Source organism: Alteromonas halophila, assembly GCF_014651815.1.
Taxonomy (GTDB): Bacteria; Pseudomonadota; Gammaproteobacteria; order Enterobacterales; family Alteromonadaceae; genus Alteromonas; species Alteromonas halophila.
The window spans coordinates 521,155-547,662 of the sequence record NZ_BMXP01000003.1 but is presented as its reverse complement, the minus strand read 5'-3'; the positions used below and the strand labels follow the sequence as shown (position 1 = coordinate 547,662).

General features: G+C 51.2%; 24 protein-coding genes. 12 read left to right on the top strand and 12 right to left on the bottom strand.

The window, feature by feature from the left end; genetic code table 11:
• Positions 1-699: 699 nt before the first annotated feature.
• The 7 genes from IE054_RS09590 to IE054_RS09560 form a co-directional block, all read right to left on the bottom strand.
• The gene (locus IE054_RS09590; RefSeq protein ID WP_189405746.1) at positions 700-1,494 is read right to left on the bottom strand and encodes a transporter substrate-binding domain-containing protein; all 795 of its coding nucleotides are present in this window, start codon (positions 1,492-1,494) and stop codon (positions 700-702) included.
• A gap of 74 nt (positions 1,495-1,568) precedes the next feature.
• A complete protein-coding gene (locus IE054_RS09585; RefSeq protein WP_189405817.1) occupies positions 1,569-4,640 on the bottom strand; it encodes an error-prone DNA polymerase in 3,072 nt (1,023 codons plus the stop codon).
• Positions 4,641-4,644: 4 nt separating this feature from the next.
• Positions 4,645-6,036: a Y-family DNA polymerase gene (locus IE054_RS09580; protein WP_189405744.1), complete on the bottom strand. Its 1,392-nt coding sequence runs from the start codon at positions 6,034-6,036 to the stop codon at positions 4,645-4,647.
• Between the two features lie 3 nt (positions 6,037-6,039).
• A complete protein-coding gene (gene imuA / locus IE054_RS09575; protein WP_189405741.1) occupies positions 6,040-6,720 on the bottom strand; it encodes a translesion DNA synthesis-associated protein ImuA in 681 nt (226 codons plus the stop codon).
• Between the two features lie 76 nt (positions 6,721-6,796).
• Positions 6,797-7,309 (bottom strand): hypothetical protein, encoded by a 513-nt coding sequence (locus IE054_RS09570; RefSeq protein WP_189405739.1) that lies wholly within the window; start codon positions 7,307-7,309, stop codon positions 6,797-6,799.
• On the bottom strand, positions 7,306-9,078 hold the full coding sequence (locus IE054_RS09565; protein WP_189405737.1) for a DUF885 domain-containing protein: 1,773 nt from the start codon (positions 9,076-9,078) through the stop codon (positions 7,306-7,308). The genes IE054_RS09570 and IE054_RS09565 overlap by 4 nt, the downstream gene beginning before the upstream one ends.
• Positions 9,079-9,113: 35 nt before the next feature.
• A complete protein-coding gene (locus IE054_RS09560; protein WP_189405735.1) occupies positions 9,114-9,437 on the bottom strand; it encodes a DUF1820 family protein in 324 nt (107 codons plus the stop codon).
• 1,129 nt (positions 9,438-10,566) lie between these two features.
• Here IE054_RS09560 and IE054_RS17975 point away from each other — a divergent pair.
• Together IE054_RS17975 and IE054_RS09550 are read left to right on the top strand one after the other, a co-directional pair.
• On the top strand, positions 10,567-11,259 hold the full coding sequence (locus tag IE054_RS17975) for a M28 family peptidase (protein ID WP_373293867.1): 693 nt from the start codon (positions 10,567-10,569) through the stop codon (positions 11,257-11,259).
• A gap of 144 nt (positions 11,260-11,403) precedes the next feature.
• Positions 11,404-12,606, top strand: coding sequence for a capsular polysaccharide export protein, LipB/KpsS family (locus IE054_RS09550; RefSeq protein ID WP_189405730.1), 1,203 nt, complete (start codon positions 11,404-11,406; stop codon positions 12,604-12,606).
• Positions 12,607-12,612: 6 nt separating this feature from the next.
• On the opposite strand, the gene slmA is transcribed toward IE054_RS09550, so the two are convergent.
• On the bottom strand, positions 12,613-13,200 hold the full coding sequence (slmA, locus tag IE054_RS09545) for a nucleoid occlusion factor SlmA (protein ID WP_189405728.1): 588 nt from the start codon (positions 13,198-13,200) through the stop codon (positions 12,613-12,615).
• A 184-nt stretch (positions 13,201-13,384) separates the two neighbouring features.
• Complete coding sequence (gene coaBC, locus IE054_RS09540) at positions 13,385-14,593, bottom strand: bifunctional phosphopantothenoylcysteine decarboxylase/phosphopantothenate--cysteine ligase CoaBC (protein WP_189405720.1); 1,209 nt, start codon at positions 14,591-14,593, stop codon at positions 13,385-13,387.
• A 317-nt stretch (positions 14,594-14,910) separates the two neighbouring features.
• Here coaBC and radC point away from each other — a divergent pair, with 317 nt between their 5' ends.
• Positions 14,911-15,591, top strand: coding sequence for a RadC family protein (gene radC / locus IE054_RS09535; RefSeq protein WP_189405718.1), 681 nt, complete (start codon positions 14,911-14,913; stop codon positions 15,589-15,591).
• A gap of 9 nt (positions 15,592-15,600) precedes the next feature.
• On the opposite strand, the gene IE054_RS09530 is transcribed toward radC, so the two are convergent.
• On the bottom strand, positions 15,601-16,620 hold the full coding sequence (locus IE054_RS09530) for a CDP-glycerol glycerophosphotransferase family protein (protein WP_189405716.1): 1,020 nt from the start codon (positions 16,618-16,620) through the stop codon (positions 15,601-15,603).
• A 223-nt stretch (positions 16,621-16,843) separates the two neighbouring features.
• Between IE054_RS09530 and IE054_RS09525 the strand changes: the two genes are divergently transcribed.
• The 5 genes from IE054_RS09525 to mutM all read left to right on the top strand — a co-directional run bounded on the left by IE054_RS09525 (position 16,844) and on the right by mutM (position 19,691).
• Positions 16,844-17,659: a glycosyltransferase family 2 protein gene (locus tag IE054_RS09525; protein ID WP_189405714.1), complete on the top strand. Its 816-nt coding sequence runs from the start codon at positions 16,844-16,846 to the stop codon at positions 17,657-17,659.
• A 157-nt stretch (positions 17,660-17,816) separates the two neighbouring features.
• Positions 17,817-18,053 (top strand): 50S ribosomal protein L28, encoded by a 237-nt coding sequence (gene rpmB / locus IE054_RS09520; RefSeq protein WP_189405712.1) that lies wholly within the window; start codon positions 17,817-17,819, stop codon positions 18,051-18,053.
• Between the two features lie 11 nt (positions 18,054-18,064).
• Positions 18,065-18,220, top strand: a complete 156-nt coding sequence (gene rpmG / locus IE054_RS09515; protein WP_013786148.1) for a 50S ribosomal protein L33 — start codon at positions 18,065-18,067, stop codon at positions 18,218-18,220.
• Between the two features lie 183 nt (positions 18,221-18,403).
• Positions 18,404-18,880, top strand: coding sequence for a hypothetical protein (locus IE054_RS09510; protein WP_189405710.1), 477 nt, complete (start codon positions 18,404-18,406; stop codon positions 18,878-18,880).
• A gap of 1 nt (position 18,881) precedes the next feature.
• Complete coding sequence (gene mutM / locus IE054_RS09505) at positions 18,882-19,691, top strand: bifunctional DNA-formamidopyrimidine glycosylase/DNA-(apurinic or apyrimidinic site) lyase (protein WP_189405708.1); 810 nt, start codon at positions 18,882-18,884, stop codon at positions 19,689-19,691.
• Positions 19,692-19,754: 63 nt separating this feature from the next.
• Here the strand turns inward: mutM and coaD are convergent, their stop codons facing one another.
• On the bottom strand, positions 19,755-20,252 hold the full coding sequence (gene coaD, locus IE054_RS09500; RefSeq protein ID WP_189405706.1) for a pantetheine-phosphate adenylyltransferase: 498 nt from the start codon (positions 20,250-20,252) through the stop codon (positions 19,755-19,757).
• 207 nt (positions 20,253-20,459) lie between these two features.
• The gene (locus tag IE054_RS09495; RefSeq protein WP_189405704.1) at positions 20,460-21,182 is read right to left on the bottom strand and encodes a 3-deoxy-D-manno-octulosonic acid kinase; all 723 of its coding nucleotides are present in this window, start codon (positions 21,180-21,182) and stop codon (positions 20,460-20,462) included.
• A 74-nt stretch (positions 21,183-21,256) separates the two neighbouring features.
• Between IE054_RS09495 and IE054_RS09490 the strand changes: the two genes are divergently transcribed.
• From IE054_RS09490 to IE054_RS09475, 4 genes are all read left to right on the top strand, one after another.
• Positions 21,257-22,282 (top strand): glycosyltransferase family 9 protein, encoded by a 1,026-nt coding sequence (locus tag IE054_RS09490; RefSeq protein ID WP_229805058.1) that lies wholly within the window; start codon positions 21,257-21,259, stop codon positions 22,280-22,282.
• A 104-nt stretch (positions 22,283-22,386) separates the two neighbouring features.
• On the top strand, positions 22,387-22,851 hold the full coding sequence (locus tag IE054_RS09485; protein ID WP_189405702.1) for a type 2 periplasmic-binding domain-containing protein: 465 nt from the start codon (positions 22,387-22,389) through the stop codon (positions 22,849-22,851).
• Positions 22,848-24,017, top strand: coding sequence for a hypothetical protein (locus tag IE054_RS09480; RefSeq protein WP_229805057.1), 1,170 nt, complete (start codon positions 22,848-22,850; stop codon positions 24,015-24,017). Before IE054_RS09485 ends, IE054_RS09480 begins: the two co-directional genes overlap by 4 nt.
• 4 nt (positions 24,018-24,021) lie before the next feature.
• The gene (locus tag IE054_RS09475) at positions 24,022-26,460 is read left to right on the top strand and encodes a putative bifunctional diguanylate cyclase/phosphodiesterase (protein ID WP_189405700.1); all 2,439 of its coding nucleotides are present in this window, start codon (positions 24,022-24,024) and stop codon (positions 26,458-26,460) included.
• Positions 26,461-26,508: the final 48 nt, after the last annotated feature.

Sequence of the window (26,508 nt, the reverse complement as noted above, 5' to 3'; positions counted from 1 at the left end):
CTATCGCTTGAAAGAAAAACGTAAAGCAGGCCTTCTGACTGCTCCTTCAAAACAGGAACAATAGGTGGATCAAAATTCAATTGTTGCAACGAGGAAAAGTGGATCAGTTTTCAGTTGCTGTTGACATCTGGAGGCCGTATAATCACGGTACTTATCGAAGCTACCGGATAGTTCTCGTTGTGAAGCAATTTCCCTCAGAAAGCACTGACGTGCTACTCCCGCATAGCGAAACCTAACCCATCGTGAACATTTAAGCGGCTGGCACTGCAAAAGGTCTGGTGTATCAACCCATCCCTGAAGCATCGACCAGCTCGCACGTCCTGTGCTCGCGTTCATCACTTTATTCACCACTTCCTTGTGGTTCACCTGCTTACGCAGGCCAGCTAAAGCTGTTCAAACTGGTTCCATACCAGTTTGTCGGCGTGCCACTGGCACCCCTCGCTCGCTACGCTCACCGTTCTTCACCCGAGTGCGGGCTCAAGCCCCATGTGAGCTAGCACATCCGCCATGTCTCGCTGCGAAGCAGTCCTATTACACGAAAAAGCCCACTCGTTCGAGTGGGCTTTTTTCGTATAAGCGCAGCATAGCTTCGCACACTCACACAGAGACCCCTAACCCCTCGGACATTGAGTCGATGCATTCGGACACATTTAAGGCGAACAAATTAACCATATAAGCGGAAGTGCAGAATAATTGAAGCTAGTTCGCAGAATTAAGAGTCGCTGTTTGTGACTGCTGCTGTGCTAATTGTTCCAAAACCTGTTGAGGCTGTTGAATACCGTAGCGCGTTCTAATCTCACTAATGAGAGGCTGGTTGTTTGTCAGAAAGTCGTCAAGCTCGTCTATAAGATCGTTGTGCCTGATAGTTGCCAGGCGAAATCCGATATCGGAGTGCGGTAACTGAACATCAAGCGTGACATTATCGACGTTGGGTGTCGTAGCAGACAAATATTGGGCAACGTGGTATTCAAGGTTGATAGCGTCGACCCGGTTGCGGGTGAGCAGTTTTAGAGAAATAGGTGTATCGGTAACTGTGGTAATTTCTGTCTGATAATTATCGATGCGTGTCTGCCAGTTAACTGGTGTAAATCCAAGCGGCATGGCGAGTCTGCGTATCGCGTCGATATCACGCCCGACCGCATCAGCTTTTACGATCGTGCCCCCTAAGGCACGGGTGAGTGGCTGTGAAAATGCCTTTTCACTTGCAGGTACAATTTGGTTATACCAGGTTGGGTTGTCAGGGTAGACGAAGTCAACATTACCTTTAAGTAACTCCATTTGCAGACGTCTTATGGGCATAGCAAGGTAAATAAATTCATGACCCGAATGCTGAGCAAATGCTTCAAGTACGGCCCACGCGTAGCCTTTATCAACTTCAGAGCCGAAGTCATAATGCGGATAATACTGTATGTTCTGGGCACCAATAATATAGCTATCTGCACGTACAACCGAGCTAACTAAAAGGATTAATGCGGCAATCAGTACTGAGTGCATAAAATGGATGCTCCGCTTACTACGTACTTAAAATAGCCTAAGCAAATACCTGTGTAAACGCGCTTTTAGTATGATTAATGGAAGTCTCGTGAAGGGACAGCGAGTTCAGCTACTAAGTGACTCTTATCAATTAACTTTCCTGCGATAACATGAATTACGCCTTCCGGTGATTTTTCTATTATCCCGTTAACCTGTAATAAAGATGCGCGCAGGTAGGCTTTTTGCTGAGCACGCGCCGTTGCCTGCCAGACCACGACGTTGGTGTTACCGGTGTGATCTTCCAGTGTAATAAAGGTCACGCCCGAGGCTGTACCAGGCGCTTGTCTGCCGGTAACACATCCTATTACTTTAACCAGCGATTTATTACTGCATGCAGCAAGGTCACTGGACAGGGTAATGCCGTCGAGTTTGCCGGCGTCTTTAAGCAGAGAAACCGGGTGTCTGTCGACACTCAGAGATGTGGAGACATAATCTTCAATCATTTCCTGATAAACACTGGGCGCAGCCAGTGTGGTGTCGTGCTCTTCTATATGACTAAACAGCGGTAAACTGGTCTGATTGTCCATAATTTTCCAGCGCGCGTCGTACCGGTGCTGACTCAACGCCCTGAGGGCATCCGCACTGGCCAGCGCTTCAAGCTGATTACCTTCCAGCTGTAGACGTTTGATATCATTTATACTGGCATACCCGCGCACAGGCCTGTGGGACACGATATGAGCAGCAGCGTCCTGAGTCAGCCCTTTAATCAGACGCAGCCCAAGCTGAATACTGAAATGGCCATTTTCTTCCACAAGCCTGTGTTCAACCGTTGAATTATTAACGCACGGGGCGTGAAAATGAATACCATGGCGTTTTGCATCCTGTGTGAGTTGCGCCGGAGTATAGAAGCCCATTGGCCAGCTGTTCAGTAAGGCCACGCAAAACGCTTCGGGAAAATAGTACTTCAACCAGCTCGACACATAAGCGAGCACGGCGAAAGAAGCGGAATGGGACTCAGGAAAACCATAGCCACCAAAACCTTTAATTTGCTCAAATAATGCATCAGCGAAGCTGGCCTGATAGCCGTTTTTTACCATGCCATCAATTAACTTATCCCGGAACTCATAGATACGGCCGTCTTTTTTCCAGCTGGCCATAGCGCGACGCAGCTGATCGGCCTCGCCACCGGAAAAATTAGCCGCGACCATAGCCAGCTGAATAACCTGTTCCTGAAATATTGGTACACCCAGCGTGCGTGACAAAACAGACTTTACCTCTTCAGAGGGGTAGTCAACGGGCATCTGACCGTGTCTGCGTAACAGGTAAGGATGAACCATATCACCCTGAATAGGTCCGGGTCTGACAATCGCGATTTGTACTACCAGATCATAATAACTGCGTGGCTTTAAGCGCGGCAGCATGGACATTTGAGCTCGGGATTCAATCTGAAACACGCCTACCGTATCTGCTTTGCAGATCATATCGAAAACCTGAGGATCATCACCAAAGCGGTTAATAGCAGGAATATCTACCGACAGACCATAGTGCTCACGGATAAGCCTGAAGGTCTTTTGAATAGCCGTCAGCATGCCCAGCGCCAACACATCCACTTTCAGCAGACCCAGGCTTTCCAGATCATCTTTGTCCCACTGAATAACAGTGCGATCCTCCATCGATGCATTTTCTACTGGCACAAGGTCATACAGCGGGCCACTTGAGATCACAAAGCCACCTACGTGCTGTGATAAGTGTCGGGGAAAGCCCAGTACCGACTCAGTGAGCGCAATCAGCTGCTTTACTTTTCGGCTTTCGCCATCAAGGCCATGCTCAAGGATCTGTGCCTGCCAGCTTAGTGCCCGGTCGCGCCGGTTTACCTGCTTTATAATGTAATCAAGCTGAGACTCAGCAAACCCCAGTGCTTTGCCAACATCGCGAAAGGCAGATTTAAACCGGTAGCAGATTACCGTCGCTGCCAGTGCTGTGCGCTCGCGCCCGTACTTGCTGTATATATACTGGATAACCTCTTCGCGCCGGTTGTGCTCAAAATCCACATCAATATCTGGCGGCTCATCCCGTTCTTTGGAAATAAAACGTTCGAACAGGACATTTATCTGACGTGGATCTACGGCGGTGATTTCCAGGCAGTAACACACGACGGAATTCGCCGCTGAGCCACGGCCCTGATACAAAATGCCCTTTGCGCGTGCAAACTGAACAATGTCGTACAGGGTAAGAAAGAAATACTCGTACTGCTGCTCCTCAATCAAGGTCAGCTCTTTTTCAATGATTTGTCGTATCGATGTGGGAAGCCCTTCAGGAAAGCGGCGTTGAATGCCCTTTTCAACACACTGTCGTAAGTAACTTGTCGCCGTATACCCGGCAGGAACCAGCTCTGCCGGATACTGGTATTTCAGCTCGTTCAGTGAAAAATCACACTGACTGACAATTTCCTGCGTCTGAGCCAGCCATTTCTGTGGGTAAAGCTTACTGAGTTTACTAACAGGATGCAGGGTGCGTTCAGCGTTCGACAATGCCGTTCTGCCAAGCTGGCTGACGGTAGTGTGCTGCTTTATCGCATGCAGCACATGCTGAACAGGCAAACGGTCATGATGATGAAACAGCGCCCAGTTGGCTGCGACAACAGGAAAGCTATACTGCTCTGATAACTGCATATAGGTGTTATAACGGTGATGATCCTGGCCATCCAGCCAGCGTTGCGCCGCAATATAGGTTCGGCTGGCATGATGCCTGGCAAACCACTGCCCCCAGTGCTGGCAGGCTTCGGTATTTGTTGAAGGCAGCCATAAGATCAGACAATGCTTAAGTGAAAGTAAGTCCCATTCTGCCAGCGCGTATTCGCCTTTAGGAGATCGGCGCCGGGCGTTAGTAATAAGCCGGCATAACTCTGCATAGGCGGCTTTATCAGGGCATAGCAGAACCAGTGATAAAGACCTGGAAAAGTGAAAAAGACTGCCAATGATAAGTTGTACAGGGAGTCGCTGTCGCTGTATTTCAGCGTGTGCGCGAACCACACCAGCTACCGAACATTCGTCGGTCAGGGCAAGGGCCGGATAGCCAAGAAACGCGGCGGTTGTCACCAGTTCTTCAGGCGTAGAGGCCCCGGTCTGGAAACTAAAAACACTTTGGCAGATCAGTTCGCTGTACATACTGTTAGCAATAATAACCGTGTACAAACCAGCGCTGCTGACTGTCACGAAAGATTTGCAGGTAGCTGCCCTGGGCTGATTCAAGGATGAAGTAATCACGCTTGACCCCCGCGCTGTCCCACCAGCCGGTCTGGATACGGACGGGACCGAATATAATCCTGCCCTCGTCAGTATGCACTCCCGGCTCTGGCATACACAGGGCCGGATAAATGCTATCTTCAGCACGTGCTGATGCAGACTCAGTGTGGCATGACGGATGGTTAATACGGTGATCGTCGGCTATACGGGGTTGCCAGACTGCCTGATTGCCAAGGCGTGTGCGTAATCGGCTCAATAGCTGTTGGCCGGCAAAATACTGATGCCGGTTACTGAAAAAATCCTGGTTATCTGCTGTTATTGTTTCCAGTTCATCACAGTCTAATGTCAGCGCAGTCATGGGCGCGGTGAGTGTGAGCGTTTCAAGCCATACATCCGTCAGAGTCAGCCAGTCACGGTAACGGGCAATCGGCGTTGACGAAGAAATGGTATACATGTCGGGGGCTGCGTCACGGTAGTGTACCTGTAGCTTTATACTGGATGCGACCAGGTTTCGTACCCGTAAAAAAATCTCAAGGTCTTCAAGCAGCCTGCACAGCCAGGGGCGACAGCGCGGCCCATCGCTAATTTCATATGCAGGCTCAGTATGAAGGTGGCAATACTCTTCGGGCCGAAAGTAAGCAACGTTTGGGTAGGTTTCGCCACGTAATTCATTTAAATAGATTAAGGTTTCGTTCTTGAAACGTCTGCCCAGCTCACTGACGGGTAAGGTAAGTATGTCAGCAATGCTGTGCACCCCCAGACGCGTAAACATCGCTACATCCTTATCGCTCAGATCGCTGTGACCGATCTCACAGCGTTTAATGGCTGACAGGATTTGCCGGTGGCAAGTCAGCAATTTATTCAGCCGGGCTTTTGCCAGTAGCTTCGCGGTGAGTGGGCTCCAGCCACTACCAAACTGAAACTGTACGTTGCGTTTCTCCAGCAGGGTTTGAACAGTCTGCCAGGCGGCAGTTATACATCCGTAATACTGCGCAAGGTTATCAAGTCGCACTGCCATCGCTCCGCTGTCATACAGAACAATGTCTGATGCGACCTGATAAACATGAGTAGCCAGTGTCTGGAGATAGCCCCGCTGCCGCACCGAATCAAAGGGAAGTACAGTAATATTGGCACACAGGGCGGCTGCCTGTGCCATCCCCGCTCCTATTGAGATCCCCGCGTTAGCTGCCTGCTCATTAACTTGCACAACCTGATTATGGGTGTCGTCATAGACGATAACTGCAGTAGGTGCGTTTTGTTGCTCAATACAGGCGTGATCGAGGATCAGCGCAGTAAAGTCTATGTAGGCCCACAGCATGATTCAGCCTGCATGCGTCATTTTGCTGTCAGCTGAACCTGTAAGCGCCATGGCTCTGGTAATCGGCTGGTTATCAGGGACATGCGCCAGGCTTACAAACACATCCTCAACCGGCCAGCCTTGTGCCTGTTTAATAATATTTACCGATAATCCCCCTTGGGCGGGTTGCAGAGACAAATCCTGGCTGACAGGTAAGCTCACTCTGCGACAGCGTGGCGGCATATACAACACCACCAGAGCGTTATTATGTGATGCTGCTACCTGCAAACGACGCGCCTGTTTAGGAGAAATACTGTGCGACCATACTAAGACGCAATGGCAGGCGCTGCTTTTCAGACATTGTTCTGCGGCCCATAAAGCGGCGTCGTTATCTGTCGGGGCAACCTGGTACACCCGCTCAGACTGGATACTGGCAGACGCCAGCCAGGCGGGCTGAAGTATTCCTGGCGGGTTAATAAACACACATAGCTTATGCTCGCGAAACTGAGCCAGAACGGATGTCAGCATACTCAGTTCACCAATCCCTGTCTGACTGACTATTCTGACCGCGCCATCAGCAATGAGTCCACCACTAAGTGCCTCGTCTAATGCCGGGTGTTGCGTAGACAGGCGCAGTTGTGATGCCTGCCGCTGTCCGGCACGCCAGATATGGGGATGATTGTCGATTAGAGAGAGATCAGACATAACACTATAATACTGTACATGTATACAGTATTATAGTGTGTGTCGGCTGTATTTCAAGCGCCAGACACAGGCTTCCCTAACTGCCAGGCTGTACGTCTTTTTCCTCGCTTTTTTCAGCCCGGCCCGTAAAAGTGCGGGTCATGGCTACACAGGCAGCAATAAATGACTCACAGCTATTCCTGGACCAGCTCATGCGCACATCGTTGGGCATATTTTTTATCACTTCGCGCACATCCAGCAGGTTTATCTCTTCTTTTTTGAGGGCCGAATTAATCGCCTCCTCAACAGTGGCATCTTTCTCACTACAGAACATGACGATAGTACTGAAATGACTAAATAATACCTGCAGGCGTTGATAGTCAGTGGTTTTTATCAAACCACTGGTGTTGGCAGATTCCAGTTTGGATAACAATTCGTGTTGCTGTTCACTGGCCAGCGCCATGATATAACGGTACGCATTTGTAGCCCGCTTGGCGGATACTCTGGCATTGGTACGTGTCAAAATGAGTTCGCGCTGGGCATTCTGAAAGCGCAGCACAAAATAAATAAGGACTAACGACAATACACCGATGATGCTAAACGCAATCATGCTCCCTCATTTCCTTTTGTACGCTGAATATAGTTATCGATTTGCTGTTCAAGAATAAACAGTGGAACGGAGCCATGGGCCAGAACAGCGCGATGAAACTGCCTTACATCAAAGTCCTTGCCCAGAGCGTTTTCGGCTTTCTCGCGTAATGCCTTAATTTTTATTTCACCAATCTTGTAAGACAATGCCTGGGCTGGCCAGGAGATATATCTGTCGATCTCCGTGGTAACATTGTGCTCTGAGAGCGCAGTGTTTTTCAGCATATAATCAAGGGCCTGACGCCGCGTCCAGCCAAAACTGTGCATGCCGGTATCTACCACCAGACGACAGGCGCGCCACATTTCATAGCTAAGACGGCCAAAGTCATCGTAAGGATCTTCATACATGCCTGCTTCTATTCCCAGAAACTCACTGTACAGTCCCCAGCCTTCCCCAAACGCCGAAATATAAGTGTTCTGTCTGACTTTGGGCAGGTCTTCAAGCTCTGCGGCCAGCGATATTTGTAAATGATGGCCTGGGACCGCTTCATGCAGTGTCAGTGCGGGCAGGGCATACAAGGGGCGCTTATCCAGCGCGTAGGTGTTAACCCAGTAATAGCCAGGCTGATCATCACGTGATGGGTGAATATACCGACCGGTCGTATATTTAGGGGCAATGCTTTCAGGCACGGGCGCGACGCCATAAGGTGTACGGGGCAGGTGCTCGAACAGCTGAGGTAGCCGGGCATCCATCTTCTTGGCAATAAACGCGGCTTCTTTCAGTAATTCTTCGGGTGTGTCTGCATAGAACTGCGGATCGGTACGCAAAAAATGAATGAACGCGTCAATGTCACCGTCAAACTCCAGCTCATTGATGATTTGCTGCATTTGTTTACGGATCCGCGCGACTTCTGACAAGCCCAGATCATGGATCTGCTGCGGTGTCATATCAGTGGTGGTGTAATGTTTTACCCGGTTACGATAAAACGCCTCACCCTGTGGCCAGTTGGTCGCGGCAATATCGGTTCTGGCCGACGGGATATATTCTTCGACCAGAAAGTCATAAAAGGCCTGGTAGCTGGGCGTAACATGCTCAGTAATAACGCTTTTGGCGTCTTCCTGCAAAGTGCGTTGCTGCGCCTCTGTGATATGGGCAGGAAAAGAATCAAACGGACGGTAGAACGGGCTCTCTGACGGCAATTCACTGATGTAAGGTGTTACAGAGTCTTCAAATCCCTCCAGCACCACCTTTGGCTGCGTGTAACCGACATCTATGGCTTCACGCATGTAGGCCATCTGCTGTTCAAAATACGCAGACAAGGCCGTCAGTCGGCTTAAATAATCGCGGTAATCCTGCGCATCCCTAAACGATACAATCTTAGGCAGCGACGCCATCGAGGCGTGAAAGCCATACTCAGAATTAATGGGCACAAGGTATGTCTTAAACCGATAATTATCGATGTAATTATTCAGCCGGTAGCGCTGCATCAGCAACGAGATGGTGGCGTCGGTAGACAGCGCTTTATCATCAAAGTCAGCCAGCTTGTCAGCGAACGCCTGCCACTGCTGGTGCTGACGTTTTAGCGCTTCTGGTGAAATGTCCGGCAGGACGCTGTTATGTGACGTTAGTCCCTCGCGCGAGGCCAGCATAGGCGACACACTCAGTTCATACTGCCAGATGTCATCCAGCAGGGAGTAAAGCGCATCGTCATTGTTATTGCGGGTTTGCGCACTGACGCTCAATGAAGCGATGAGCATCAGCAAAGCAAAAATAGAGGCTAACTTAACCATAGGGTCTCCGGGAGCAGGGCGGTGACCCCGCATTGTTATTTTTTGGGCGTATAAATTGGATTTGGAAACGCGGTGACTTTGTCGGATAGCGTAGAAATTTTTGCACTGCCCTGTTTTTTTACCGCATCAATCCTCAGCACATTGTGCATTGGAACATAGGTCGATGTCACGCCAGCGAATTCGGTTTTTAGTTTTTCATGGCTGGGGTCAACCACAACGCCGGTATGAGAATCCCAGACAAAATCGCCAATTTCAATAAAGCCGAACAGGTTGGCCTGTGTCAGGTGACGTACATAAAGTTCGTAATGCTCGCCATTACTGACGAACTGAACGCGATAGATAGGGTCGGTACTGCTCATTTCTTTCAATGCTCTGACAGGTGAACAAAGCGCAATTTTACACCGTACCTGTTACGACTTGCAAAGCGCAGAACGGTCATTTTATCGACAATATTGAGGGTATATCGCAGTAAAATTGGTTCTCAATAAGGCGTGCGGTACTATGTGCGGGATTAAACAATTACAGGTATACCCGATGACGTTGAAACAATGGTTATCTGGCGCAGCTATGGCTGCGCTGACTTTTAGTGCGACTGCCCATCAGGATGAGCAGCACGGACACACATTTGCGCCCGAGCCTGATACACAGCGCATTAAGTCGCATCTCTTCTTTCTGGCTGATGATCTGCTGGAAGGACGTGAAACAGGCTCCCGTGGTCACGACATTGCGGCGCTGTATATTGCGACCGAATTTGAAAAATACGGTCTTACGCCGGCTGGCACCGATGGCTACATGCAAAAAGTGAGCTTCAGAAAGTCGCTGCTTGATCAGGAATCGCCAGCGTTCACTTTGGAACGTGACGGCGAGCAAATTGCCTTTAGCTATCCAAAGCAGTATCTGGCAGGCCCCAGCCTGTTAAATGAGTCGTCCAGCGTGAGCGGAGAAATGGTGTTTGTCGGTTATGGTATTACCGCCGACGAGCTTGACCACGACGACTATGAAGGCATGGACGTCGACGGTAAAATAGTTGTGACACTGGCCGGCAAGCCCGCCTCATTCCCGTCTGAGGAAGGCGCACATTTCGCGTCGGGCTCGCAGAAGAAACAGTACGCAGTAGACAATGGTGCCATTGGTATGATCACCATTACGACGCCAAAAAATGAGCAGGTTCGCCCGTACCAGAGTCGTCTTAGCTACATTCACACACCGCGGATGGCCTGGCTAAAAGATGATGGCACGCCTGCGAATGCACATCCGCAGCTGAAAGGCGGCGCGTATTTAAGTAAGGGCGCAGCAGAAACGCTGTTTAAAGGCGCAGACATGGAGCTGGATGCGCTGTATGCCATGCTCGAAAATGACGAAGTACCGAAAGGCTTCGCGCTTCCGGGTAAGGTATCACTCAGCAAAAAAAGCACGCATTCAACCATCACCAGCCCTAATGTGGTGGCCAGGCTCGAGGGCAGCGATCCTGAACTGAAAGATCAGCACGTGGTGTTTTCTGCACACTCTGATCATATCGGCTTCGCTAAAACCGTGAAAAAAGACAACATCAATAACGGTGCTATGGACAATGCGTCTGGTACCGCTGTTATGCTGGAAACCGCACGTCTGTTCAGTGAAATGGACAAAAAGCCGCGTCGGTCTATTTTGTTTGTCTCAGTAACAGGGGAAGAAAAAGGCCTGCTGGGGGCCGACTATTTTGCTCACAACCCCACAGTGCCTATTGAGTCTATGGTGGCCAATGTGAATCTCGACATGCCTATTCTGACCTATGAGTTTGCTGATGTGATTGCCTTTGGCGCTGCGCACAGTGACATGAAGGGCTCGGTAGAGCAGGCCGCATCTAATGCTGGCATCAGCCTGAGTCCGGATCCCTGGCCAGCCCAGGCACTGTTCACCCGCTCAGATCACTATGCATTTGTGAAGCAGGGTGTGCCAGCCGTATTTCTGGTGCCCGGACTGACCTCCAAAGATCCAGAGGTAGATGGCAGCAAGGTGTTTGGTGAGTTCCTGTCGACGCACTATCATAAGCCTAGCGACGATATCAATCAGGACTTTAACTGGGAGGCCGCACGGACCTTCACTAACGTAAATGCCCAGATAGGCTGGACACTGGCTAATCAGGAAGAACGTTCGCAATGGAATGAAGGCGACTTCTTCGGCGATACTTTCGGTCAGTAACTTAACGCCTTTTTGTGCTTTTCAGGCAGCGCCACTGCGCTGCCTGCTACCCTGCAATAGATTGTGTCAACGTGTGTCAGGCTACGTTGAACTGATTTCACATACAGGGTTCTGACTATCACATTGCGCAATAACTGTATCTGGGTGAACACGTTGGCAGACAAGCAGCAACCATCATTTTTACTCATGGCCCGAGGCGGCTCGCATATTCGTTATTTCAATTATTTCCGCCGTCATACCGACCTGCAGGTAGATGTGGTGAGTGTTACACGCGCCATGATCAGGCCTGCTTTTTTTCGTTTCTGGCGGGATGTAAAAACGCTTGACCTGGATCATGATGTGCAAATGCATCTGGCCAAAAAGCGAAAAAAACTGCCATTTCTGACGCGCCAGCCATTTGCTGCACTGTCGGCTTGCTGGGTGCGTTTTATCATGCGACTGCAGATTGTGAAGTACTGCGGACTGATCCATGCCCGTGACTGCGATGTGGTGGGTGTGTGGAATGGCCAGAAGATGCCCAGTGTCGGTATTGCCAAAGCGGCCTGGCTGCTGGAAAAGTCTGTGGTTTACTTTGAAAATGGCTTGCTGCCTGATACGACAACCTGTGACTGGCAGGGCGTAAATTGTCGCAATAGCCTGCCAAAGGACCCGGAGTTTTATCGTCAGTTTGACCGACAGGACAAGCAGTTGCCGACGGACTTATTGCCTCGCGCAGCAAAAACCAGCAAAGCCAGAGGTATCAATGAAACAGAATTACCGAAGCGCTATATATTTGTCCCTTTTCAGGTAGAAACAGACAGTCAGATCATCTGCAATTCGGCCTGGATAAAGTCGATGGCTCAATTGCACGCCTATTTATGTAATGCTTTGGATGCGCTTGACGACCCTGACCTGCATATTGTTATCAAGGAGCACCCGTCAGAGTCGATACGCCATGATCATCTTCATGGGCGCCACCCGCGGGTGTTGTTTGCGAATCAGTGCGCCACTCAGCAATTGATTGAGAAAGCCCAGGCCGTGATGACCATTAATTCCACGGTGGGAATTGAATCATTATTGCTAAACAAGCCAGTGATGGTGCTTGGTGAAGCGTGTTATGGCGTCCCTGGTGTGACATTAGGCATTACGAACGAGCAGGAACTGAAAGATGCACTGAGTAATCCCACCGATACCGCCACTGACAGCGAGTTAAAACGCGGCTTTCTGAACTTTTTGCATCAGCACTATGTGATCCCAAAGGCCGCTCAAAACGTCAACGAGACGCACGTTAATGCGCTTACCCGCCGGCTGTTGAAGCAGGACGCGTTGTCTGCCTTCCTGGCAGAGACGGACACGTCCGCTTCTTAACAGGCATTATAAAAAGCTCTGTTTAAACACCTGCCAGTGATCATTGAACTGTTCGGTCGGCTTGCGGGTGAAGCCAGAGCGGATGAACAGATTAATTCGGCCATCGGTATAGCAAATCATCATATTGGCGATAACCCCTTCATCTGCTGCCAGGGTCTTGCCTTCACGGAGCTTTCGTTCTCTCAATACCTGTTTTAACTGCGTTTCCAGACGCTCAAACAGTTTAGCGATGCGGGCGCGCAGGCGTTCCTGTTCCCCCATCAGTGCGTCGCCGTTTAAGATACGGGTGATGCCCGGATTTTTTTCAGCAAAGCCCAGAATAAGATGCAGGATCAGGTGACAGCGTGCTGCTGCATCCTTTTCCTCGTTAACAATCTTATTGATGCGTGTGAACAGGGTTTCTTCAATGAACTCAATGAGCCCTTCAAACATGCGCGCTTTACTGGGAAAGTGCCGGTAAAGCGCCGCCTCAGAAACGCCAACTTTTTCAGCAAGCTTAGCTGTCGTAATGCGTTGTCCGGGACTGGTTTCCAGCATTCCGGCCAGCGCCTGAAGAATTTGCGCGCGGCGATTGGTTTTTTTTACAGCAGGCATAACGAGAGCATTCCTCCGCTACCGGGCCTGTTGCCCGTATTCCATGTTAAATTGGCTTTCGCCATAGTGTACAAAGTGTTGTTATGTCGTTATTTTTTTATTTTTTGCAGGTGTTGCGACAGACGCCCGCTTGTCCTGAATTCACAGATACGCAGTAGACAGCAACGCGCCACACACCTTACATTCAGGCGTTATTGTTTTTATATTGGTAACGCTCAAGAACAATACCCAACAGTTCTGTGGCCAGGTCTTTTTTTGGTTTGGCAGATAATTGTTTATCGCCCTGTGCCCAGAAAACATGAAGCGCATTGTTATCACTGTTAAAGCCAAGACCCGACGCGGTAATGTCATTAGCAGCAATCATATCCAGATTTTTTCGTTTAAGTTTATCTCTGGCATAGTCGGCGACATTCGTGCTTTCAGCCGCGAAGCCTACCGTAAACGGACCAGACGAAAGAGCCGACACTGATGCAAGAATATCAGGGTTTTTAACAAAAGTAAGCGTTAACTCATCATTTGATTTTTTAATCTTCTGGCTTTGCACATCCTGCGCCCTGTAATCGGCAACCGCTGCCGTCGCAATAAAAATATCCGCATCGCCAACAGCTGCCATACAGGCTTCGTGCATATCTTTGGCGCTTAGCACGTCTACACGCGTGCACCCCGCCGGAGTTGGCAGCGTCACCGGGCCAGCAATAAGGGTTACACTGGCCCCTGCTGCACGTGCCGCTTCGGCGATTGCAAAACCCATTTTTCCGGAACTGTGATTGGAAATGTAGCGCACCGGATCCAGCGCCTCCCGGGTGGGACCAGCCGTGATCACAATATGTTTACCAGCGAACTGCCCGGCGGCAGAAGACGTCGTCAGTTGCCCGACAATATCCAGAGGATCCAGCATGCGGCCGGCACCTATATCACCGCAGGCCTGTTCGCCACTATCGGGCCCCAGCAGGGTCACGCCCATCCAGTGAAGGGTTGAAAGATTACGCTGCGTTGCGGCGGCTTTCCACATCTGCTGATTCATGGCCGGCGCCACAAATACCTTTGCAGTGGTTGCCAGAAACAGGGTGCTTAATAAGTCATCAGCCAGGCCATTGGCCAGCTTCGCCATACAGTTGGCGGTTGCCGGGGCGATCAACAGAATATCTGCCCACTTTGCCAGCTCTATATGGCCCATAGCAGCCTCTGCATCGGGATCCAGTAAATGCTGGTGGACAGGATTGCCAGATACGGCCTGCAACGACAGCGGGCTGACAAATTCAGCCGCCGACTGTGTTAGTACAACACGTACTTCAGCGCCCTGAGCGGTAAGTTTTCTGACCAGGTCCGGCGTTTTATAGGCGGCAATGCCCCCTGTAATGCCGAGTAAGATCTTCTTATTGGCTAGCGTCATAGTCCGGCAAGTAAGCGACAACAATAGCGTTAGCCTATCACGAAGGCGCATCTATCGGTAGGTGGTGACGGTGACTCACCGGTGTTACCGGGAAAAACTAGTACTGAGACCAGTCGAATTAAAAGCTGCTGGCGATTATAACTTGGTGGTGGCTTACGCAGACCTGTGCGGGTGGCACTTAGCGCACGTCAGTGGCGACGGGAACGGCAAAGTACGTATAGTGAAGGTGCTGATGCTGGCAGCCCGCCAGCTTCCAGCACAGAAACATGGCGTCCTGGCGTAGCGCCATGGGGCCAACAATCTAAAGGATGATATGGATGAACGCACTGAATACCTGGCCGGTAAAGGACAGACCAAGAGAAAAACTGCTTGCTCGTGGCGGTCATGCGCTGACCGATGCAGAACTGCTGGCTGTGTTACTTGGCACCGGCCAGTCAGGGCGCTGTGCGCTGACGCTGGCGCACGATATGATCCGTGCATTGGGTTCGCTTTCTGCGGTTGTCACCTCAACTCAGGACGAGTTTCTGAGCGTGCGGGGAATCGGCGCGACACGTTATGCGCAGTTACAGGCGGCGTTTGAAATTATCCGCCGCCATCTTGAAACGCCGCTGCGGCGTAACGATGTGATGAGCTGTGCCGGTGATGCCAAACGCTACATCAGTGCCCAGCTTAAAGACTGTTCGGAAGAGAAATTTGGCATGCTTCTTCTCGACAGCCAGCATCAGTTAATTGCCTTTCGTATTATGTTCAGCGGCACCATAAACAGTGCGGCGGTGTATCCCCGCGAGCTGGTAAGACAGGTAATTGCCGATAAGGCGGCGGCCGTGATTTTGGTGCATAACCATCCGTCGGGGGTGGCGGAGCCCAGTGATGCGGACATTCGGTTGACCAGAGATGTCACTGCTGCACTGGCCATGATAGATGTGAGCGTGCTCGATCACTTTATTGTCGGCGATGTGCATGTGGTGTCGCTGGCTCAGCGCGGACTGCTCAGTTAGAAAACGGTTTTACTTCCAGTAACTCAGGCGTTTACGTAGCTTTAAGTTGCGTAACCAGTTTCGCGGTTTGGCACGGTTTTCCGGGCGCGGAAAGTGTGCCAGCTCATCAAGCGTCGCGGCCAGTACCCGTTGCGATGACTGACCATCGGTGTACGGGTGCATTTGTCTGGCGTACTCAGCAATGTTCTGCTTCTTAACGTCGTCGTCAGCAAGGGCCTGTGCCACTGCATCTTGTAGCTGCGCGGGCTGCGTAATGTTAATCAGTACGGGCTCCGGCTGTGCATTATTAAAGGTTACAACGGGCTTTTGTTGCAGCAGAAATTCGGTGATCGCCGAGGAGGTGTCTGACACCATAACATCGCAGCGTTGTAATAGCGGTAGAATTGATGGCGCACCGGACACGCTCAGTTTGTCGTTTTCTGCCGCCTGGTAGCGCGCAACAACAGCCGGATCCATCTTCGGATGAAACTTTATGGTCCACTTCCACGGCATACTACGACTCAGTGTTTGTATGGTGTCGAGCAGCGCGTCAGCGGACGTCAGGCTGGGCGAAAAGGTCGGCGCGTACAGGATCTCAGGCATTTCTGATGGTGTGTCAGCGGGCGGCGAAGTAAACAAGGGGTCCAGTTTCGGCCAGCCGGTTTCAGCGACCGTAAAATGCGGATGCTGAGCGCGAAGATGCAGAAATTTTTCGGTAAAAAACGGGCCCTGTGTGCAGTACAGGTCAAAACAGTCCCGGATCCGAAAATGGCCTTTCTTTTTCCACTCAAACCCGTGAAAAACCTGGACTTTCAGGCCTGGAATGAATGCCGGTACAACATTGCCAGGCAAATAGGTCGCGTCCGGATTAAACGCAATGACAGCCTTCACAGATGGCAGCAGTGTTTCGCCGGCATCCAGAGCGCTGCGGTTAACCGCCTCGCCCTCAATAAACCAGCACACTTCATGTCCTTCTTCCTGCATTACCGCCTGCAGGGGCCGAAGAATATCTATGGAGTAATTTTGCGAAATATAAAAAAGAAAACGCATTACCTTGTCCTTAAAGCGTCCGGAGCAATTGGCATTCAAAAAATGAGTGTATCAAAGCGCACTTTAACAGATAAGGCAGTGATGAATCGCCCGGTGTGTTCACTTCTTTGTCACATTCAACCGTTATCGTTTTCTCACTGACACAGTTGCTGAGCACTAGCAGCTTATGATGCCAGCATGTGGCGGCATCATAATGTAAAGCACGCAGGGCATAGAGGGTTAAGTGAGCGTATCGGTTATATTTACTACCTATAATTCGCCTGACTGGTTAGAAAAAACCTTATGGGGGTTGTACTACCAGAGCGTTCAGGATTTTGAAATTGTGGTTGCCGATGATGGATCTGGTGAGGAAACCAGAGCGCGCATTACACAGTTTATAAAACAGAGCGGTCGTCACGTAACGCATGTCTGGCAGCCTGACGATGGCTTTCAGAAAACCCGCATCCTGAATAAAGCGATAAAACAAAGCAGCGGTGACTATCTGATATTTACCGATGGCGACTGTATCTGTCGTTCAGATTTCGTTGCAACCCACCTGCATTATCGAGCACCCGGTTATATCCTGTCAGGTGGCTACTTTAAACTGCCCATGCAAACCAGCAAACTAATCACCCGTTCTGACATTGCCAACGGCAATGCCTTTAATCTTGAATGGCTACTGTCCCATGGACTGAAGAAAACGCATAAAACCATGAAGTTAACGGCTTCAGGCTGGTGGGCCAGAGCACTAAATGCCGTAACGCCAGCCAAAGCAACCTGGAATGGTCACAATGCATCAGGCTGGCGGTGTGATATCATTGCTGCGAATGGATTTGATGAACGTATGCAGTATGGCGGTGAAGATCGTGAGTTTGGCGAGCGACTGTTCAATCAGGGTATTAAAGCCAGACAAATTCGGTACTCTGCCGTGTGTGTGCACTTAGACCATGCCCGCGGGTACGCGACAGCGCAAGCGCGCAGCGAAAACAATGCCATCAGAGCCCATACAAAATTGCATAGAATGACGCAAACGCCCTTTGGTTTAGAAAAATTGGGCTAAAAACCCACAGTTTTTATCTTTTTTATTGAAAAGCGGCAACGATTGCTGTATAAAATGCGCCCTCTAATTTATGGTTATACGTCATTTGAGCCCGGTGACTAATTGAGTGGTGGGATCGATTGGCGCGACAGTTATCGTTGTTCCGGAGACAAATACAATGTCAAAAGTATGTCAAGTAACAGGTAAGCGTCCTACGGTTGGTAATAACCGTTCGCACGCAAGAAACGCGACCCGTCGTCGCTTTTTGCCAAACCTTCAATCTCACCGTTTTTGGGTAGAGAGTGAAAATCGTTTCGTTAAACTGCGTCTGTCTGCGAAAGGCATGCGTATTATCGACAAGAAGGGTATCGATTCAGTTCTGACTGATATGCGTGCCCGTGGTGAGAAAATCTAAGGAAGCCTAACATGCGTGATAAAATTAAATTAGTTTCTTCAGCAGGTACTGGATTCTTCTACACCACTGATAAAAACAAGCGTAATATGCCTGGCAAAATGGAGATCAAAAAGTTTGATCCCGTCGTTCGTAAGCACGTTATGTTTAAAGAGGCAAAAATCAAGTAAATAACACTTGCTTTTGTCTCCACGAAAACCCGGCTAGCGCCGGGTTTTTTGTGTGTTAATCTAGGGCTGATTAAACAAAGGTTGCTGCAGCATAGTCCGGTTCGTATTGCCTTATCTGGCGTCACGGCATAACCGCGACCAGCTGGTATAGCCGCCTCCCAAAACAGACACTGAGAGGTATTTGTGGCCCGCTTTTCCACCCGCACCATGAATAACGTGGTTATCTTTGCCATGCTGGCAATGATTGCACTATTTAACCTCGATAGTTTTCTTCCTTCACCCGACAGCCGACAGGCGCTGCAGGTTATTGGCAGTGACGATTATGTGCTGCGAATTGAGCATAACGGCAATTCTCTGGAAAAGGCCGGCCAGCAATGGCGTCAGGTTACGCAGACATCAGACAGGCTGAACGTTACCCCCAATGCGCAATTGACTGCCTGGCGACAGGCGGTGCTGGCACCTGTGAGCGCGCCAGATGAAATAAATCAGGATGAGGCGCAAATTGTGGTTATCTGGCTGGCGGGCCAAACGCAGGGCCGGGTGCTTGCCCTCTATCAAAAGAGCGACATCCTGCTGGTTAAATTCAGAGGCAGCTGGTACCGCCTTCAGCAGGCCTCATTGCATGAACTTCTGCCCTGGTGGCAGCCTGTAGAGGAGTAATATGCCAGAACTACCGGAAGTTGAAGTCAGCCGCTTAGGGATCGCTCCCTGGCTGGTGGATCAGCGTGTTGATCACCTTATCGTGCGTGAGCGTCGTCTGCGCTGGCCAATCCCCCATGACATTGAGCAGGCGCTCGGTGAAACGATTGTTGCGGTGCGCCGTCGTGCAAAGTACCTGCTGATTGATACAGCACCGGGCAGTATTGTGCTGCATTTGGGCATGTCCGGTAAGCTGCGAGTCATTGATGCAGATACACCGCCGGTAAAACATGATCATCTGGATATTGTGCTGGGCTCCGGCCGCTGCCTGCGCCTGAATGACCCCCGGCGCTTTGGTGCCTGCCTGTGGCAACGCCCCGAGGAAACCTTAAGTCAGCTCGCAAACCTCGGTCCTGAGCCGTTAACCGACGCCTTTGACGGTGAACATCTGTTTCAGAAGTCGCGGTCCCGGCAAATGCCGGTAAAGTCGTTCATCATGGATAATCCGGTAGTGGTAGGCGTGGGCAATATCTACGCCAGCGAAGCGCTGTTTATGGCTGGTATCGATCCGCGCCGCGCAGCAGGGCGGGTAAGCCGTAAACGTTATGTGTTACTGGCTGAGTGCATAAAAGCCGTACTGGCTAAGGCGATAGAGCAGGGCGGTACAACCTTAAAGGACTTTACCCAAAGCGATGGCAAGCCGGGTTACTTTGCCCAGCAGCTAACGGTGTATGGCCGCGCTGGCGAACCCTGTATGCGCTGTGAAGGAACAGTAAAAAGCAAAGTTATCGGCCAGCGCAATACCTATTTTTGTACCGCCTGCCAGCGGTAAAAGAGATGCAAATGCGTCTGTCGCCACCCAGCGAGAACTAAGGTACGAGGTTATAACGCGAAATCAGGGCTGCTGCTTGTCCTGATGAAACCGGTCAGCCAGTGCCTTTTCCACCTCTTCGTGACAAAACCCGCTAACGTTGCCCCGGTGCATGGCCACTTCTTTCACCAGCGTCGAGGAAATAAACGAGTTTTCCTCGGCAGGGGTCAGAAAAACACTCTCCAGTTTCGGGTTTAGACGGCGGTTCATGTTGGCCAGCTGAAACTCGTACTCAAAGTCAGACACGGCGCGCAGACCCCGAATAAGGATAGTGGCATTCTGTTGATCGGCAAAGTCAGCCAGTAACCCGGTAAATCCCACCACTTCCACATTTTTCAGATGTGCCGTCACCTTTTTTATCAGCTCCACTCGCTCGTCCAGCGTAAACAGAGGCTTCTTACTGGGGTTAGACGCGATAGCCACAATCACATGAGAAAACATGTGCGAGGCGCGCTCAATAAGGTCGGCATGGCCATTGGTAATCGGATCGAAGGTGCCGGGGTACAGGGCTCGTGTGTGCATGAGGTAATCGGATTATCTGCAATTTTTTGCAAACAGTATCGGTAATTCACAGGGGATTCAATGTCTGGGATCGGAAAATCACCGGATTATCATGGCCGGCAACACTTAAGAAAAGTGCGAATAAGTCTATCGACGCTCAGGCTCACAGCCAGGTGCGAGGTCAACACCGCGTTTAGCCACAACCATCAGCAACGCTAAGCCAAAGGCTCAGGGCGCTTTGCTGTGATAACCATCCAGCAGCGTCTGCCAGTCGGAAGGCTGCCAGTGAAAGTGCGGCTCGCGGTCTTTTTCTTTGTTCAGTGAACGCTGCAGTCGGTTCAGTGGCGTCTGTTTCCAGGCCTCTCCCGCACGCCGGTAACAGCGGTCAAAATCGATTATCCATACCTTGCCCTGGGTATCCATCATGATATTGCGGATATTTAAATCGTGGTGATATACCTGATGATGCTGCAGGTCGGCGATAGCCATGCCAATGCGCTGCCAGTCATTGTCCGTCAGCGGGCCCTGACACAACATGGCATGCACATCGCGGCTTTGCGGGATGATGCGGGTAATAATATCGGCCTGATAGAACAGCCCACGGCGTTTAACGTAGGCCGCTACCGGCGCAGGCACAGCAAGCTCATCCTCACGCATGCCGTGTAGCAACGAGAATTCGCGGAATGACCGGGTATGGTCGACACCAGAATACAGGTACGCATCGTTGATCAGCTTGCCAATCAGGCCGCCCCGGCGGTAATGGCGCAGTACCCAGTGGTTATCATGATGGCGGATAAACAATGTGGTTCCGCGGCCAGCAGCCTGACCCGTTATATTGCCACTGCGCTGCCAGTGGGTGGCATCGAACATCTCAGGGTTCACATTACTGATGCATTCATCATCGTAAATAAAGTGATGGCCTGCGCCATTGTTTTTTTGCTTTATCGCCATGCTTTCCGACAACTTATGATAAATTACGCATCTTCCTTAGTATTCCCCTACGCACAAAATCACAGAGAGGTTGAGTGAGAAAGAAGATATGCATAATGCGGCTGTCTGCCATTGGCGATGTGTGCCATGCCGTGGCCATGATCAACCGCATACAGACTCACTGGCCAGATGCTGAAATCACCTGGGTCATTGGTAAAATAGAATATCAGCTTGTCCGGCTGATGCCCAACGTGCGCTTTATAATCTTTGACAAGTCGCAGGGTCGGGATGCCGTTCGACAGCTCAGACAAGCCGTGGCCGGTGAAACGTTTGACGCGCTGCTGATGATGCAGGTTGCCCTGCGCGCGAACCTTGCATCACGGGTGATTCGCGCAAAACAACGCATCGGCTTTGACTGGGCCCGCAGCAAAGAGCTGCACTGGCTGTTCGCGAATAAGCGGGTTGCGCCTCATCAGCATGCCCATGTCCTGGACGGGTTTATGGACTTTGCCGACGCGCTGGGCGTGCCGCCGGTCAGCCAGCCGCAATGGCAAATCCCGGTCAGTGATGAAGACCGTCGCTGGGCTCAGCAGCAGGCCGACAGGCTGGGCGACTTTGTGGTGATATCGCCCACGGCCAGCAAAGCCCAGCGTAATTGGTTGCCGCAGCGATACGCAAGTATCGCCAGGTATCTCTTTGAAAAAGGAAAAGCTGTGGTACTTTGCGGCGGACCTGGTGTGTTGGATAAACAGACGGCAGCGCAGATACAGACTTTTTCGCCACCGGTTGCGGCCGATTTGACCGGACAAACATCACTGCATCAGTTACTGGCACTGCTATCGCATGCACAACTGGTGATTGCGCCTGATACCGGGCCGGCACATATGGCGACGACGGTGGGGACACCTGTGATAGGGCTGTACGCACACTCTAATCCGCGCCGTACCGGTCCTTACCGTGATCTGGATAAGGTTGTCTCCGTGTATGATCAGTGTATTGAAGAGCAGCAGGGCAAACCCTGGACAGCGCTTCCCTGGGGCGTTAGAGCGAAAGGAGACAGCCTGATGGCGCGCATTGATGTTGCGCAGGTAGAACAGGCTATTGATCGCGTACTTGGCTAAATTCATCCAGGCCGGTCAGACTTGTCAGCACAATATATGCAGATTAACTACAATAATAACAATCAACACAACCGCTTCGCACTATGCACAGGGAGACGTACCCGTTGACGATTTTAGGTAATTGCCGGGGACACAGGACAGCAAACTGGCTTTATGGCCTGACACTGGCTCTGATGCTGAGTATCGTTGCGCCAATGACAGCCAGTGCCTCTGTGGTTGTCATTGTGAACGACGATGTAAGCGAAGGCAGTCTGTCGAAAACCGATATCCGTCAGATTTTTACCGGCCACCGTCAGTTCTGGCGCGATGGCAGCAGGATCCGCGTGTTCGTGCTGGACAACAATGCACCGGCACATAAAACGTTCTGCCGTGAAACACTCAAAATGTTTCCCTATCAGCTGGAAAGGCTGTGGAACCAAATCACTTATTCAGGTCAGGGCGAACCGCCCGTGCGCCTGGACTCGCAACAAGCACTCATTAATGCAGTATTGGAAACCCCCGGGGCTATCGGCTACGCCGAAGAAGGGATGTTCAGCAATGCCAAATCGCTAGAGGTAAATTCACAATGACTCGCATGGCTCTTGCCCTCTTACTGCTGTCTACCGGAACCCTCGCCATGGCACAGGATGTGTCATTGCACGGCTATGTGTCGCAGGGACTCACGCAGTCGGTGGACAGTAATTTCATCACTGATCACAATGATATCAGCCTGGAGCTGACTGAAATTGGCATCAACGGCCGGGTAGACATTAATCAGTCTGTATCGGTAGTGGGTCAGGCAGTGTATCTGGACGGCGGTAACCGCTTTGATAAAGGCGCACGCGTCGACTACCTGTTTATTGACTGGTCACTGCCAGAGTTTGCCGGCTGGAAAACGCAGTTGCATATTGGCCGCTATAAGAACCGTCACTGGCTGTATTCGGCCACTCGCGATGTGCCACAAACCCGGGCCACTGCAGTACTTCCCCAGTCGGTTTACTTTGACCGTTTTCGTGATATTGCACTGGGCAGTGATGGTATACAGGCCCAGTTTAAACGGTTCACTGACGAAGGAATTTGGGAGATTGACTGGAGTTACGGCCGCTCAGACATCAGCGATACGCAAACCAAGTCTCTGCTGGGTGATATTGCGCAGGGCAGGGCCAAGCAGGACTTTGTGCACCAGCTGAGCGTATACTGGCAGCCAGCAGATATGTCGTGGCGCATTGGTCTTAGTGCACTGGATTCCGACTTCCGCTACGAACCGGCCGCTACCGATTTTCTGCTGGAGGGTACGACTGATGTCGACAGACTGATGCTGAGTATTCAGTATTTCAGTGAGAACTGGGAATTCAGCAGTGAAATTCTGCGCGAGTACCAGACCGATACCGGCGTACTGGCACCGGACTTTTACAACCGGCGTATTGGTGAAGGCGGTTTTGCACAGTTCCGATACCTGTGGGATGACAACTTCAGCATGTTACTCAGCTTTGATGCGTTTTATCTGTACCGCAACGATAAAAGCGGTGAACGGCTTGAAGCCGCCAGTGGCGGTACTGTACCCCGCTACTTTGGTTACATGCGTACTAAATCGGTGGGCTTTCGCTGGGATATTGCTCCGCGCTGGCGCTTTCAGGCAGAGCATCACTGGGTAGACGGGGGCGCCAGGACAATCGGCTTTATCAGTCCGTTTACGACGATTGGCACGGAGCCAGAGTGGCGGATGTGGTCTGCGCAACTGATGTACTGGTTCTGAGACTATGCGGGTAAAGTTATCGCTTACCACCAAGGTTATGATCATATTACTGATCATGATGCTGTCGATAACCGTGGTTATCACCGCGCTGCTGATTGACCAGTCTGAAACCAGCATTGAACGTGAACACATGCAGTCGCACAACCGGCATGTGCGTTTTTTGCAGCTCTACGAGGACGTGCTGCAAAACCGCACCGTGCTGTGGCTGGATGCCTTTTCTAATGCGGAATTTATTGGCCAGGCCGACACGACCGAAATAGCCAGCGCGCTGGATGCGGCCAGTGAGTACCTGTCGCTAAACATGCAGGTTGATAATTACTGGCTATACCAGCAACGTCTACAGCATGCCTCGGCACCGGCACCGGACTTTCTTGAAGCGCTGGTGGCGCGCACCCGTGAGGAACTGCACAGTGTGACCACCGTCAACTGTCAGCAGGACTGTGTGCGCTATGTCACGCTGCCGCTGATGACCAACGATGCCGCAGTACCGGTCATGGTGGTAGCGACCCGTATGGTTGAAATACTGTCGTTGCTTACGCAGTCGACCGGCGCCCACAAGGTTGCCATGGTCACCACCGACGCTAACCTGCGCAGCCTGAATATCTCAAGCCGGCTGACCCCGGAAAACCGCGACTATATTAACGGCATTATTGAAAGGCTGTCGCTTTCAGAAGACCTGGATTCGCTGACGAAAGAGGGTGTACGGCTGTATTTTCAGGGTAAGCATTTGCTGGCAGACCTGCTGCCTCTGGATACCATGAACAATAACCCGGCCTATATTCTGGTGATCCAGGATATCAGTTCCACGGTCGCGCAGGCCAACCAGTATGAACAGCTGGTGGTGGGCAGCGCCGCGGGCATCTTTGCCCTGTTCAGTGTGCTGTTTTTTGCATTTTTAAGTCAGTATGGCCGCAAGCTGATGAGCCTGAGCCGCCGTCTGCCGCTGCTGGCCGAGCATAAATTCCGAGAGTTTGAGCAAAGCAATACCTTCAGTGGCCGTAAGCACAGCACGCTTTCAGATGAGCTGGATGTGCTGCAACATGTGACCACGGATCTGGCAACACAGCTTGAAGAAATTGACGGACAAATGGCCATTAACACTGCCAAGCTTGAAAAAATGGCCATGTTTGACGGACTAACAGGCCTGCCTAACCGTAATATGCTGACCTTCCAGATTGAGAAACAGTTAAACAGTGCCCGGCACAGTGGCGACTGGGTGGCACTGATGTTTATGGATCTCGACGACTTTAAGAAAGTGAATGACAGTTATGGTCACGACGTCGGCGATAAACTGTTAAAAGCGGCGGCGCTTCGTATTTCAAAACCGCTGGGTGAAACCGATATTGCCTCGCGCTTCGGCGGGGATGAGTTTGTGGTGCTGCTGCCGGATGTGCGCGACCGCGAACAGATTGACCGCACAGCAGAGCAGATCCTGGCGCAGTTCACCACGCCCATCGAAGTGGAAGATATGCAGTTCTACATTTCGGTGAGTATAGGCATTGCCATTACCCAGGAGGCCACCATTAATGCGGTTGAGCTACTGCGCCATGCCGATATCGCCATGTACGATGTGAAAAGCAAGCAGGGCGCTGGCTACCGTGTTTACGACGCTGCAATGAACCAGAAGGTCATGCACAAGGTAGAAATGGAACGGGAAGCGCGTATTGCCCTGAACGAAAACCAGTTCTTTTTAGCGCTGCAGCCTCAACTGGAACTGAAAACCCGCAAACTGGTCGGGTTTGAAGCCTTATTGCGCTGGCAACATCCGGAGCGTGGGCTGATCCCGCCCGGTGATTTTATTCCGTTGCTTGAAAATACCGCATTTATGCTGGAGCTGGACCACTGGGTGATTAAACGGGCCACGGTGTTGCTGAAAGATCTGATCAGACGAGGCTTTACCGATGTGAAAATGGCCGTGAACGTGTCCTCAGGCCACTTTATCGATGCCAGCCTGCCGGCATTTTTACAGGAGCAGGTGATTGCCCAGGACATCCCGCCGTCACAGCTGGCGCTGGAACTGACTGAAACCGTATTGGTGGCAGACCTGCCCCGGGCCACATCGATCATGAAAGCCATACGCGATATGGGCGTGATGATTGCCATTGACGACTTTGGGACAGGCTATTCGTCGCTGAGTTATCTGAAGTCGCTGCCGGCCGACTTTATTAAAATTGATCAGTCGTTTATTGCGGAAATGGCGGAAAGTATGGACGACCGCAGTATTGTGTACTCCACCATCGCCATGGTGCGAAGCATGGGGCTGGAGGTGATAGCCGAAGGTCTGGAAACGGCGCATCAGTATGAATTACTGTGCCAGTACGAGTGTCATCAGGGGCAGGGCTACCTTATCAGCAGGCCGATTAGTGAACATGCGCTGTGGACAACACTGGATGATAAACTCCATCAGGGAACGTGGGCGGACGACCTGCCGGTGTGCGGATAAATTTACACACTTAGTCGCGTTTGCTCCGCGCAACGGCGCACTATGCTA

What these genes read in the sequence shown, in the direction of transcription:
- rpmB (WP_189405712.1), top strand. Translation starts at nt 17,817, where the DNA reads ATGTCAAAAGTATGTCAAGTAACAGGTAAGCGTCCTACGGTTGGTAAT.
- slmA (WP_189405728.1), bottom strand. Translation starts at nt 13,200, where the DNA reads ATGCCTGCTGTAAAAAAAACCAATCGCCGCGCGCAAATTCTTCAGGCG.
- IE054_RS09530 (WP_189405716.1), bottom strand. Translation starts at nt 16,620, where the DNA reads ATGCGTTTTCTTTTTTATATTTCGCAAAATTACTCCATAGATATTCTT.
- radC (WP_189405718.1), top strand. Translation starts at nt 14,911, where the DNA reads ATGAACGCACTGAATACCTGGCCGGTAAAGGACAGACCAAGAGAAAAA.
- IE054_RS09495 (WP_189405704.1), bottom strand. Translation starts at nt 21,182, where the DNA reads ATGGCGATAAAGCAAAAAAACAATGGCGCAGGCCATCACTTTATTTAC.
- IE054_RS09565 (WP_189405737.1), bottom strand. Translation starts at nt 9,078, where the DNA reads ATGGTTAAGTTAGCCTCTATTTTTGCTTTGCTGATGCTCATCGCTTCA.
- IE054_RS09580 (WP_189405744.1), bottom strand. Translation starts at nt 6,036, where the DNA reads ATGCTGTGGGCCTACATAGACTTTACTGCGCTGATCCTCGATCACGCC.
- IE054_RS09560 (WP_189405735.1), bottom strand. Translation starts at nt 9,437, where the DNA reads ATGAGCAGTACCGACCCTATCTATCGCGTTCAGTTCGTCAGTAATGGC.
- IE054_RS09475 (WP_189405700.1), top strand. Translation starts at nt 24,022, where the DNA reads ATGCGGGTAAAGTTATCGCTTACCACCAAGGTTATGATCATATTACTG.
- IE054_RS09480 (WP_229805057.1), top strand. Translation starts at nt 22,848, where the DNA reads ATGACTCGCATGGCTCTTGCCCTCTTACTGCTGTCTACCGGAACCCTC.
- IE054_RS09570 (WP_189405739.1), bottom strand. Translation starts at nt 7,309, where the DNA reads ATGATTGCGTTTAGCATCATCGGTGTATTGTCGTTAGTCCTTATTTAT.
- mutM (WP_189405708.1), top strand. Translation starts at nt 18,882, where the DNA reads ATGCCAGAACTACCGGAAGTTGAAGTCAGCCGCTTAGGGATCGCTCCC.
- coaBC (WP_189405720.1), bottom strand. Translation starts at nt 14,593, where the DNA reads ATGACGCTAGCCAATAAGAAGATCTTACTCGGCATTACAGGGGGCATT.
- coaD (WP_189405706.1), bottom strand. Translation starts at nt 20,252, where the DNA reads ATGCACACACGAGCCCTGTACCCCGGCACCTTCGATCCGATTACCAAT.
- IE054_RS09585 (WP_189405817.1), bottom strand. Translation starts at nt 4,640, where the DNA reads ATGTACAGCGAACTGATCTGCCAAAGTGTTTTTAGTTTCCAGACCGGG.
- rpmG (WP_013786148.1), top strand. Translation starts at nt 18,065, where the DNA reads ATGCGTGATAAAATTAAATTAGTTTCTTCAGCAGGTACTGGATTCTTC.
- IE054_RS09590 (WP_189405746.1), bottom strand. Translation starts at nt 1,494, where the DNA reads ATGCACTCAGTACTGATTGCCGCATTAATCCTTTTAGTTAGCTCGGTT.
- imuA (WP_189405741.1), bottom strand. Translation starts at nt 6,720, where the DNA reads ATGTCTGATCTCTCTCTAATCGACAATCATCCCCATATCTGGCGTGCC.